The sequence below is a fragment of the Companilactobacillus crustorum JCM 15951 genome (assembly GCF_001434585.1).
GTDB classification, from domain to species: Bacteria; Bacillota; Bacilli; order Lactobacillales; family Lactobacillaceae; genus Companilactobacillus; species Companilactobacillus crustorum.
Map to the genome: position 1 here is coordinate 1 of NZ_AZDB01000045.1, position 12,603 is coordinate 12,603.

Below are 12,603 nucleotides of genomic sequence, written 5' to 3' on the forward strand. Positions count from 1 at the left end.
CGGATTAATTTTACAATCTACCATTTTCTAAGATGTTTTTTTCTTTATTACTTACATTTGTTTTTTTACTTATTACTGGGTTCAATGCTACTAATACTTATGCAGCAACCTCAGAAAGAAATATTAGCGCCATGCTAAATCCTCTATCGACGGTTATTGGAGTAAAAACGGATTTATCTCAATCTGACATACCAGCACCTCCAGAAACCGGTCCATCCATTCAGGATAATTTTTACGTCAACGGAGATGTTCCTACTCAGAACAAAGAGTACGCTAATATGCAAGTGGTCGCTGATGGTAATAAAAATAAAACTCAGACGTTGTGGTATAAAAACCAAATTGATATCACAAAGCCATTCGCTACTTCTTTCTACGTATACATGGCTGGTTCCTATGACAGTACTACAGGTAAGGCTAACGATATTGCTGATGGAATAACTTTCACAATGCAGAGTGCTGGAACTGGTGCTATTGGTAACGGCGGTGGTTCTCTAGGAGTATATGGTACTATGAATACCTCTTGGAACAACTTTGGGGGAATATCACATGCTTTATCTATGGAGTTTGACCCGTATTACAATGATGATCCCGCTCAATACCATGGTACTGATCATGATGCTATTCCTAATAATCCGCATCACCAGCATATTACTTTCGTTAAAAATGAAGACAACGTCATTATCAGTGGTGCTTCAAGGAAAATGATCCACAATAGCGTATATGATGCCGATGCCAACAACGACAACTTTGCATATCCGTACACAAACATAAACGATACGGCAAAATGGAAAAAGGTAATCATTCAATGGACACCTGATACCTCTACAGGTAAAGGTATTATTTCAGGAAACTATTATGGACATGATATTAAACCTTACACTCTAGATCTAAGCTATTTAAATGCCAACAACAATAAAGTCTATTGGGGATTTACCGGTTCAACTGGGGAACACAGTATGTTAGCTGCTATTGCTTATACTGGTATTGCTCAACAGCCTACAATAAAAAAGACAGTAAGAAATATAACTAATAATGAAACTGACTTTAAACAATCTACAGCTGCTAAAAAAGATGATGAAATTGAATATAAGATATCTTTAAACAACAGCATAACTAACGGACTTGGTGATACTTGGAAAGGCGTAACAGTTAAAGATACTTTACCAACTGGAATTACTCCAGAAACAAGTAATTTACCATCTGGAATATCTGTTAACGGCAATACAGTAAATGTAAATGTTGGTGATATTCCCATAAGCAATGCCAATAAGGATATTACTTTTAAAGCTAAAGTTAGTGTCAATGACAATGTTAACTTAGATAATATAGCTTCCGCTAAAGGTACCAACTATCCTATTTCTAGCGGATCTGATGTTAAATCTAACGAAGCTACAGTTAATATTTCAAAAATAGTTGTGGATAGTCATCCCAAGTTATCAATTGATAATAACGTAATTAATAAGACTTATACCGACCCATCAAACACTTCTACATTAGTTAATAATGTCCTTGCTGGAGACAATGTTGTTTACAATACCTCTATTAAAAATTCCAATCCCAATGCCATTTTTGCTGGAATATTTACGTATTACTTCAATATTCCAAATGAAAGTAATATAAACTCGGTAAAAATAGACGGTAAAGACGTTCCGGCAACTAATACTAATCAAGTACAACCTTACTACTATCGAATAACGTCCTTGAGTAATGGCGACAAGCAAATTGCGCTCTATCAATCAGATGCAAGTATTTACAATGGTGATCTTACAACTCATAAAATAGTGGTTGATACGACAATCTCTGCTCTAATGTCCAAGCCAGTCAATACCAAACATACAATTCAATACAATGACAATAATCAAGTTATTCAGATGTATGGCTCAGACACAACTGTAAATCCTGGACCTTTGGGAATTACTCTTAATCCCAGAGATATCAAATATGTGATCCGCCCATCCGACAAAATTGACGAAATTGTTGATCGTAGTGATGAATACAATAATGCTATTCCAGATCTACAAGTTTCTGACCAACGTCGAGATATAGCTTCACCTGCTAAAATAACAGTTAGTCAAAAGACCCCATTCACTGATAGTTCCAATGATCAATTGCCATTAGTCCTAAGATATTATTTTGACGATGGAACTTATAAGGTGATCGACTCTAACGGAATAGTTATCCAAACAAGTGCGGCTAATAATCGGTTAAGTTCTATTTATTGGTCAAAGGATCAAGGTCCTAAACTTTTGACTAATGGTACAAACTTTAAAGTTGGAAATTATAAAACAACTTTAACTTGGACAGCTACTGATAGCTTATAAAAAGTATAATTTTGTATATAAAAACCAGTCTGGAGCGTCAAAACGTTCACTAGACTGGTTTTTATTTATTTAAAGTGGTTTGGTAACTTTCTTCTAATAAGGGTTCTAACTCCTTCATTTCGATGTCTTTTAAGATAATGGTCGTCCAAGTTCTTTTATTCATATGATAGCCTGGAAAAAAGTAGCTTTTAGCTCTTAAAATATCAGCCAGATCAGCATCCATTTTTATATCGATTACATCAACCTTGCCATTTTCTTTTATACCAAAAGTAGCGGCTGACACTCCCATTATTAAGGCAAACCATTTACCATTTTCATGCTTAAAAACTGCATAATCTGGGTATTTTTGCCATAAGTATTGTGGTGCTGCTTTATATTTTTCTGCAATCAAATCAATTAACTCACTTTTACTTACTATAAAAACCCTCCTACAATCATAGTTTAACCAAAAAAAATATAGTTATTCACTAAAAAGCAAATAACTATATGTATGAAATTTTATTTTCAATTCAGTTTAAACTGTCTGTAACTTTTTAACAGCTTCTTCAATTGTTTTACCATCTGCAAAAACATGAGTGTTTTTATCTTCAACAGTAAACAATTGAGATTTTGTATTTAATTCAACACGATATTTCATTTGTTTACCTCCCCATCAATTATTTCTTTATATCTTCTCAACGGATAATAAATGAAATTATATTCTTTATTTATTAAAATGCAAGCCCTTTCTTTTTAATATTTCCACATTTTATCTTTTTTCAGTGGCATAAATAATAAGTTCCCGATATAATGGAGTCAGATAATAAGGAGAAGATGCAAAATGAAGAATATGTCCAAAAAAGAATATCCGTCGTGGTACCCTCATAGAAGAGGGCATAACACAGTAGAGTTTAATAAGCCAGATAAATGGTACGAATGGTCGGCCATTCTGGATGTTATCTTTTTTGCGATTTTTTTACTTATAATAACTCATTAATTAAAAAAGAACTCGATTGTGAATAATTCAATCGGGTTCTTTTTTAATACGTCATATGGCGTCTTCATCATACTTCTACCCCATGAAGCAATCTCCACGACCATATGACCATTATATTCAATGAAATATCAGCCTTAACATTTTTTCTCAAAGCCTTCTTTAATTGAATCTGTAGTTAACTTTAGCTTTTTTATACTATCTGATTTAAAATTTAAATTTACAATATTCAAAAAAATAATTTTATTGATTACTTTTGCTATAATAAAAGTTAAGGAGGCGGTATTCATGGCTTTAAATATTAATTTAGTCAATGGTCGCAGCATTCACATAACTGAGGAAACTTACTTAATTGCTTGGAAATATCAGTCATCAATGATGGCTAGTAATGCAGACCATTATTATCTTGATTGTATCTTCAAGGGTGGATTTGAGGACGGTAAGATTACTGAAGAAGACGAAGAAAACAAACTTGAAGGTCTGGTTAGTGCAGCTGATTGGATCACAATTGGAAAAGATAACAAAAATTCTCTGAAAACAACCGCTGTATTAAGTATTACTCGTGATTAAAAAATGCATACTAAAAGGCCCCAAGCCAATGGCTTGGGGCCTTTCTGCTCTCTGGGGGAAAGCAGTAATCAGAAATTGATTACGCCAAATATTAACATTTCAGAAAAAATTTTTCCAGAGAAAAGCTTTTAAAGAATTAATTCTTATAAGAGAAATACTTTTCATCACAATGCCAGATAAGAAACAATTATTACTTAGAAATTCAATGTAAAAATAAGCCCTGATGACTATGGATAAAATCATCAGAACTTATTTAAAAAATTCAAATTCTAGTATTGAGACATATAAGTATCTCTTTCCCATTGTGAAACTGTTTGTTGATATCTTGCCCATTCAGCATTCTTAGCAGCGAAGAAACTATTTGTTAAACCTTTGCCAAGTGATTGTTGAACATATTCATCTTTACGAAGTGCTTTCAAGGAGTTGTGTAAAGTTGAAGGTAAATCAACAATGCCCTCTTCACGACGTTTGTCTTCGGACATTTCATAGATATTATCTTTTACCTCTGGCATGAGATCGTAATCGCTAGCAATACCGTCTAAACCAGCATCAAGAATACATGCAATAGCTAGATATGGATTTGTTGTTGGATCAACACTTCTCATTTCAATACGCTTAGACTTGCCCTTAGCAGCAGGTACACGTATTAATGGAGAACGGTTTTTACTTGACCAAGCAATATAAGTTGGAGCTTCAAAACCTGGTACTAAACGTTTATAAGAGTTAACAGTTGGATTATTTACAGCTGTAAGTGCACGAGCATGTTTTAAAATACCGCTCAAGAATTGCTTAGCTGTGTGTGAAAGACGGTCATTCTCATCATCAAAAATATTATCATCGCCATTAAATAATGACATATTGATATGCATCCCAGAACCATTAATACCTTGAACAGGCTTTGGCATAAACGTAGCATAGAGACCATTTTCCTTAGCAATTGTTTTAACAACAAGCTTGAAAGTTTCAATACTGTCAGCAGCTGATAAAGCATCTTGATACTTAAAATCAATTTCTTGTTGACCAGGTGCAACTTCGTGGTGACTAGCTTCAACCTCAAAGCCCATCTTTTCAAGTACCAATACGATATCTTTACGAACATTAACCCCTAAATCAACTGGTGAAAAGTCAAAGTAGCTACCATCATCATTCAACTTCAACGTTGGATTGCCATTTTCATCTGTATTGAATAGGAAGAACTCTGGTTCTGAACCAATGTTGAAATGAGTATATCCCATATCATTCATTTTCTTAATAACTCTCTTGAGATTTACTCGAGGGTCACCTTCAAATGGTGTTCCATCTGTTTTATAAATATCACAGATCAAACGAGCTACACGTCCATGTTCTTCACCCCATGGGAAAATCAACCAAGTTGATAAATCAGGATGTAAAAGCATATCGCTTTCTTCAATACGAGTAAAACCGTCAATTGAAGAACCATCAAAAGTAATCTTATTTGCTAAGACTTTATCTAGTTGCGATACCGGAACCTCGACGTTCTTGATGATTCCGTTAATATCTGTAAACATCAAACAGAGAAACTCAACGTTTTCATCCTTAACCATTTTTGTAATATCTTCTGCAGTATAATGTTGCACTTTTAACCACTCCTATTGGATATACCGATTTTTTTAAGGTCACTAATAAACGTTATTAATATACCGTTCCATTAATAATATGATGATAATACCAATTACATATCTTAGTGTCAAATGTTTTCAGTATCATTTTCAAAAAATTCTAATATTAAATAACAAAATTATTGTATAGGAAAATTTTATCACATTCAGTCGTGTTATTAGAAACTTTAATTTGACATTTAGCACCTTTGCAGTTAAATTATAGATACGAACTAAATATGATATAAAAATAATAATTGTTCGTAATTAATGGAGTGAATAATAAATGCAAGTTTTTGATTATGAAGATATCCAACTAATACCGAATAAGTGTGTTGTTTCAAGTCGTTCCGAATGTGATACCAGTATCAAATTTGGACCTAAAACATTTAACATCCCTGTTGTCCCTGCTAATATGCAAACAATTATAGATGAAAATCTCGCTGAAAAATTAGCTGCTAATAATTACTTCTATGTTATGCATCGTTTTGAGCCAGAAACTAGAGTGGCTTTCATTAAAGATATGAATCAAAAGAATTTATTTACATCTATTAGTGTTGGTATCAAGCAAGAAGAATATGACTTCATTGATACTCTTGTCACTGAAAATTTAAAACCAGATTATATTACAATTGACGTCGCACACGGTCACAGTGATCGTGTAATTGACATGATCCACTATATTAAAAAGAATCTTCCCTCATCCTTCTTAATTGCAGGAAATGTTGGTACACCAGAAGCTGTTCGTGAATTAGAAAATGCCGGGGCTGATGCCACAAAAGTTGGTATTGGACCGGGAAAAGTTTGCATTACTAAATTAAAGACAGGTTTTGGAACTGGTGGCTGGCAATTGGCTGCTGTTCGTCTCTGTGCTAAAGCTGCTAGTAAACCAATTATTGCAGATGGTGGCGTTAGAAACGATGGCGACATTGCTAAATCGATCCGTTTCGGAGCTGATATGGTTATGATTGGTTCCCTCTTAGCTGGTCACAAAGAATCACCTGGACGTGTCATTGAAAAAGACGGTCACAAATATAAAGCTTACTTTGGCTCTGCTTCTCAATATCAAAAGGGCGAATATAAAAACGTCGAGGGTAAACGCATGTTAGTTCCTTATAAAGGCGAAATTATGGATACTTTGACGGAAATGAAACAGGATCTTCAATCATCTATTTCTTACGCAGGTGGAAAAGATCTAAAGTCATTGCGTAAAGTCGACTATGTTATTGTTAAAAATTCAATTTACAATGGTGATGTTTACTAACTTCATCTAATAAAAATAAAATAGGACCTAGTGACTCTTGCAATTCAAGTCACTAGGTCCTATTTAAACAGAAACTTTATTTCCAATCATAATCAGTTGTATCTTCTAATCCACGACCTGTAGCCTTATCCAACATGATTCTTTGTTCAAAATGTGCTACATTCCGCTTAGTTTCTTTAACCATATCTGGATTGACCGAAACATAATCAATACCACTCTGAATCAAGAAATTAGTAAAATCAGGATATTCAGATGGTGCTTGTCCACAAATAGAAACTGTCTTGCCATCTTTATGAGCCACCTTAATTAAATGACGGATAGCACGTTTTACAGCCAAATTCCGTTCATCAAACAAACTAGCTACAGTATCATTATTTCTATCACAGCCAAGAATCAACATTGCTAAATCATTCGATCCAATTGAATAGCCATCGATAAATTGATTGAATTGATCAGCTAAGATAATATTGGAAGGAATTTCAGCCATCATATAAACTTTGAAATCTGCTCCCCGAACTAGGCCCTCGTTACGAATAATATCAGTAACTTTTCGAGCTTCGTCAACTGTTCTAACGAATGGAATCATAATATTTAAATTCTTTAGACCAAATTCATTTCTAACTTTTTTGACCGCTGCTAATTCTAATTTAAAGGCTTCAATATATTTGGGATCATAGTAACGAGAAGCTCCACGCCAGCCCAACAAATCAGCTGGTTCATGCGGTTCAAATTTGTCTCCACCCTTTAAGTTACGATATTCGCTCGACTTAAAGTCTGACAAACGTAGAACTACTGAACGCGGCGCCATTGCTCTAACCACTTTAGAAATTCCACTGGCCAGCATGTCCACTACCCTTTCTGGATGTCCCTGCTCAATCAAATATAGTGGATGCTCATGAATAAATGAGGTCCAAAGAAATTCTTCACGCATTAATCCAATCCCATCAGCTGGCAACGTTGAATACTTATCAGCTAAATCAGGATCACCAAGATTCATCATTACACCAGTAGCAGTTGGTGCGAAGATTTCAGAAACTATTGCCTGACCTGACATCGGTGCACTTGCAGCTGATTTCTTGAGAATACTTTCAACCTTACCCATGTAAACAATTCCGTTTTTAGCATCTACTGTAACAACATCGCCTGTCTTTAGAACCTCTGTTGCGGCCACATTTTGACTCTTGGTACCAACAATACATGGAATCTGCATTTCACGAGAGACAATTGCTGCGTGGCATGTCATTCCACCGCTGTTAGTGACAATAGCAGCGGCCTTTTTCATTGCTGGAACCCAATCAGGAGACGTCATCAATGTTACTAATATTTCCCCTTCTTTAAACTCATTAATATCCTTAGGATCATCAATTACATGAACTACACCACTAGCTAATCCGGGACTAGCTGGCAATCCACGTACAGCAATTTGAGCATCTTTTTCAGCAACCACATCTTGATTCTCCGTCTGCTTATGCTTCTTTCTTTGTGACCAAACCGTCTCAGGACGTGCTTGAACAATCCATAGACGATTTGTATTAGCATCTAAGGCATATTCCATATCCATGAAACAGCCATAGTGCCGTTCGATTTCCTTAGCATAACCAGCCAATTCAATAACTTGAGCATCGGTTAAAACTTGTTTATTTTGTAATACTTGAGGAACTTCTTGTTCAATAGTTCCTCCGTCTGGAACTCTCATTAGTTCTACTTGTTGTTTGATAATATTCTTTTCAACAATCTTCATTGATTGCTTATCTACTACAAAATGGTCTGGTGTCACCTTGCCCAAAACAATATATTCACCTAGACCATAAATGGCATCTATCACGATTTTTGATTCATCTCCATCAGCTACATTGACAGAGAACATAATGCCTGAAGCCTTTGAGAAAACCATCATTTGAACTGCAGCTGACAAAGCAACTTTTTCATGTGGAAAGCCTTGTTTGTGACGATAGTAGGTTGCTCGATCAGTAAACAGCGATGAATAACATTGCTGAACTCGATCAACTACATCGGCTGCACCTTTAATATTCAAATAGGACTCCTGTTGACCAGCAAATGAAGCATTCGGCAAATCTTCAGCCGTAGCAGATGATCTGATGGCTACAAAGGGATCAACTTGCCCCATTTTTTCTGCCAGTTGCGCATAAGCTTCTTTAATATCACTAGCTAAGTCATCTGGCATCTTAGCATCTACAATTAAATTACGAATTTGTTCGCAGGCTGCGTGTAATTCATTGGAATCTTCGTAGTCCTTAATACTTTCTAGCAAAGAATTAACTTTATCATTTAATCCTGTTTGCTGCATAAAGTACTGATATGCTCGTGCTGTTGTTGCAAAACCATATGGTACGGGTACATCCATTGACGAAGTCATTTCACCAAGTGAAGATGATTTTCCTCCTACCAAATTAACATCTTTACGGTGCAATTCGTTAAACCATAAAACATTCGCAGTATCGCGACTACTCTTAAGCATGATAGTGCCTCCTTACATTATGGAAACTCATTTACAAATGGATTTCTTTTATTTATGTCTGCATTATAGTTCATTTTTTCACAAATTGTAACCGTATTCACAATTTTTACTAAAGATTTTCAAAATATATATTTAAGTTATACAAGACATAGTTGCAAGTATATCAGTCGGTTAAGGGATAGTTTTATTTTTAGTAATCGCACCTTATAATTGTTAAAATAATAGTTATTTTTTTAACAATGTTTAATAAATTGAGCAAAAGAAAAAGAAGTTGACGACTGGGTGTTCGTCAACTTCTTTTTTATGAATGGGATAGTTCATGTTCAATTTGATAAGCTCGGTTGTCCATCAAACAACTTTTATAGCTATCAAATTTACCATAACTTTAACACATTACTAAACATTTAAACAGTAAGAAAACTTTTAAAGTAAAAAAGAATATTTCTAATTTTTTCTAATCATTTACCTAACGTGCTGTAAAATGATGAATTCCTTTATTTCTTTCTTCAAAACCTTCAGTTTTGCTAACAATATATCTTGGTCGATCATTAACTTGATCCAAGATACGTCCTAGATAACTTCCAAGAATACCAATAGATAACATCAATAATCCTAAAGTAAATAGCAGAATTGTTACACCGACAGAAGCAACACTATAATTACCGCTGATAAGTAAGTATCCTAAGCTAAAGAGGCCACTTGCCAAAGGCAAAATCGAAAAAATATTAACAAATTGTAATGGTTTCATTGAAAAAGATGTGATTCCATCTAATGCTAATTTAACCATTTTTGAAAGTGGATATTTGGTTTCTCCAGCAATTCGTTCCTGACGATGATACTGAACGCTTGTCTGTCTAAAACCAATCCAAGTTACTTGTCCTCGAACGAAAGGATCTTTTTCGTGCAATTTCAATAATTGATGCACAGCTTTACGATCCATTAAACGGAAGTCACCCGTATCCAAGGGCATATCGATTGTAGCTAATTTTCTAAAGGTACGATAAAACATTTTGGCAGTAAACTTTTTAAAAAAAGTTTCACCATCACGTTGCATTCTTTTACCATAGACAATTTCATATCCTTCATGCCACTTTTCGATCATTTGGGGAATAACTTCTGGAGGATCTTGAAGATCAGCATCCATTACTACAACTGCATCCCCTTTTGTATATTCAAGACCGGCAGTGATAGCTAATTGATGTCCAAAATTACGAGAGAATTCAACTAGTTTGATATTATTATTTTCAGCTACAGCCTTATTAATAATGGCAACTGACTTATCTTTAGACCCATCATCAACAAAAACTAATTCATAATTCTCTTCTTGTTGTTCAATATAATTTAATAACGTATCAATTGTTGCTTGAATCCCAGCTTCTTCATTAAAAACTGGCAAAACAATTGAAATCAATTGATTTTTCATAGGCGGAGATTCCTTTCATTTATTTATAAATACTTGATAAATCATAGAGTGTACCTGATTGACCAGGTCCACCCATACCGCCACCCATTGATGGTGTCTTAGATTTATTTGATTTTTTCGTTTGTTTTAATTGCGATTTAGTTAATTTCTTTTTGCCAGTTGGTTTAGTACCAGACGGAGCTGTACCATTCGTTGAACCACTTGGTTTTGAAGGTGGATTGCCACCAGATTTAGTACCAGCTGCTCCAGGTTTTGTTGATCCTGGTTTAACAGTACCGCTTGGAGCCTGACCACCGGTTGGAGCCTTGGTTGACTTCATCTTCGAAGCAACTATAACTGAGCTAGAATTATTAGTTTGTGTACTGCTATTGCTTAAACTTACCTTCTTAGCATGCTTCTTGATCCAACTGACAATCTCATTATTTGAACCACCAGTTTTACCGCCAGAATAGTAGTACTTGATTTTTCCTTCTTTAACTAACTTTTTAAATTGAGCTAAAGTAATAGCTTTATCAGTACCATTAAAACCACCCATTGCCATTACAGCCTTGCCAGTTTTAATAATATATGGAGCAGCGGTACTAGAATCGTCAGTAGCAAATAAGTATTCAGCTTTGCCTTGATGCTTTTCAACATAATTAAGCAAGGTAGAATCGACTTGGGAATTACCCATGCCACCTCCACCGCCCATTGACGAAAGCAATGATGGTCCAGCACTAGGAATTCCGTCACTTGATCCAGCTAAAGTTGGAGTTAATGCCCACCAAGTTGGAGCTATCATAACAATTATCAAAGCGGCAATTGGCCAAACACGTTTATTTTTAAGTTTAATAGCAATCCATGGTAAAACAAACAATGGAATAGAAATCACGATTCCGGCTATTAATAAAACCCAAGCTAAGGTTGGATAATAATCTGTTAAATACCAAGCTTGCAAAATACTTGTTGATAAAATTGACAGTGGCAACAACATTGCCCACAATGACTTTTCACGCCATTGTTTTATCATTGTATAGATACCGACACCTGCTAAAACAGCCATCGTTGGAGCTATCATGATTGTGTAGTATGGATGGAAGAAACTAGCAACTGAGAAGAATCCAGCAACTGGAACTAACCAGCCAACCCAAAGCCAAAGATCCTTTCTTTGCGCATTGAGTGCATACCATTTCTTCATCTTAGAACTTCTGAAGTAAGCATAACTTGAGATAACTCCAAAGACAGCTATCAACATTAACCAACTAATTTGAGGCCCAAGTTCTTTTTGAAGCAATCTGAATGGTCCAGCAGTACCAATATTGAAGGCACCACCGCCTCCACCACCAGTACCAGCGCCACCGCCAGCAGCCTTAGTTCCACCCATTGATGGTGCGCCACCTTTTGATGATCCAGATGGCTTAGCAGGTGGTGTCCCACTAGATGATTTCTTTTTTGAACCACTTGGGGGTGTTGGAGCCTTGCTTGATGATTTAGTACCACTTGGCTGCTTTGATTTACTGCCAGATGGTGGCGTCATCGACTTGCTACCTTTTTTAGAGGAGCTACCCATTCCTGGGAAGGCCCCACCAGTACCGGTCGTTTGACCAAGCAATCTTTCAGTACCGTTATAACCAAAAGCTAATTCCAACGCTGAATTTGTTTCTGAACCGCCTTCATATGGTCTATTTGATGAATTTGTCATATCAACTGACATAGGCCAAATTAAAGTAAAGACTGCCAAGAAAACTGTTGCAATTGATAAGTGAACCAATTTCTTTTTCCAATTAATTTCAGCAGCTAACCAATAATAAAGGTATAGCGCTGGCAAAATCATAAAGGCTTGCAACATTTTAATATTAAATGAGAAACCAATTAAAGCAAATCCGATCCAGAGATAACGTTATTGTTTATTCAAAACAGCTTTTTGAACAAACCAAACAGATAATAAGGTAGATTGTAAAATTAATCCGAACGC

General features: G+C 35.4%; 9 protein-coding genes. 3 read left to right on the plus strand and 6 right to left on the minus strand.

Going from position 1 to position 12,603, the window contains the following annotated elements:
- The first annotated feature begins 32 nt into the window (after nucleotides 1-32).
- Nucleotides 33-2,321: a lectin-like domain-containing protein gene (locus FD26_RS09630; protein WP_057868214.1), complete on the plus strand. Its 2,289-nt coding sequence runs from the start codon at nucleotides 33-35 to the stop codon at nucleotides 2,319-2,321.
- Between the two features lie 61 nt (nucleotides 2,322-2,382).
- Here the strand turns inward: FD26_RS09630 and FD26_RS09635 are convergent, their stop codons facing one another.
- Nucleotides 2,383-2,712: an MmcQ/YjbR family DNA-binding protein gene (locus FD26_RS09635; protein ID WP_057868215.1), complete on the minus strand. Its 330-nt coding sequence runs from the start codon at nucleotides 2,710-2,712 to the stop codon at nucleotides 2,383-2,385.
- 123 nt (nucleotides 2,713-2,835) lie between these two features.
- Nucleotides 2,836-2,958: a hypothetical protein gene (locus FD26_RS11395; RefSeq protein ID WP_257787248.1), complete on the minus strand. Its 123-nt coding sequence runs from the start codon at nucleotides 2,956-2,958 to the stop codon at nucleotides 2,836-2,838.
- A 624-nt stretch (nucleotides 2,959-3,582) separates the two neighbouring features.
- Between FD26_RS11395 and FD26_RS09640 the strand changes: the two genes are divergently transcribed.
- Nucleotides 3,583-3,864: a hypothetical protein gene (locus FD26_RS09640; RefSeq protein WP_057868216.1), complete on the plus strand. Its 282-nt coding sequence runs from the start codon at nucleotides 3,583-3,585 to the stop codon at nucleotides 3,862-3,864.
- A gap of 269 nt (nucleotides 3,865-4,133) precedes the next feature.
- On the opposite strand, the gene glnA is transcribed toward FD26_RS09640, so the two are convergent.
- Nucleotides 4,134-5,462 carry a type I glutamate--ammonia ligase gene (gene glnA / locus FD26_RS09645; RefSeq protein ID WP_257787249.1) on the minus strand — a complete coding sequence of 443 codons (1,329 nt, stop codon included), beginning with the start codon at nucleotides 5,460-5,462 and terminating at the stop codon, nucleotides 4,134-4,136.
- Between the two features lie 307 nt (nucleotides 5,463-5,769).
- Between glnA and FD26_RS09650 the strand changes: the two genes are divergently transcribed.
- A complete protein-coding gene (locus FD26_RS09650) occupies nucleotides 5,770-6,747 on the plus strand; it encodes a GMP reductase (protein WP_057868217.1) in 978 nt (325 codons plus the stop codon).
- A 76-nt stretch (nucleotides 6,748-6,823) separates the two neighbouring features.
- On the opposite strand, the gene ppsA is transcribed toward FD26_RS09650, so the two are convergent.
- From ppsA to FD26_RS09665, 3 genes are all read right to left on the minus strand, one after another.
- Complete coding sequence (gene ppsA, locus FD26_RS09655) at nucleotides 6,824-9,226, minus strand: phosphoenolpyruvate synthase (RefSeq protein ID WP_057868218.1); 2,403 nt, start codon at nucleotides 9,224-9,226, stop codon at nucleotides 6,824-6,826.
- A 466-nt stretch (nucleotides 9,227-9,692) separates the two neighbouring features.
- Complete coding sequence (locus FD26_RS09660) at nucleotides 9,693-10,649, minus strand: glycosyltransferase family 2 protein (protein ID WP_057868219.1); 957 nt, start codon at nucleotides 10,647-10,649, stop codon at nucleotides 9,693-9,695.
- Between the two features lie 19 nt (nucleotides 10,650-10,668).
- On the minus strand, nucleotides 10,669-12,462 hold the full coding sequence (locus FD26_RS09665; protein ID WP_057868220.1) for a mannosyltransferase YkcB-related protein: 1,794 nt from the start codon (nucleotides 12,460-12,462) through the stop codon (nucleotides 10,669-10,671).
- Between the last annotated feature and the right edge of the window lie 141 nt (nucleotides 12,463-12,603).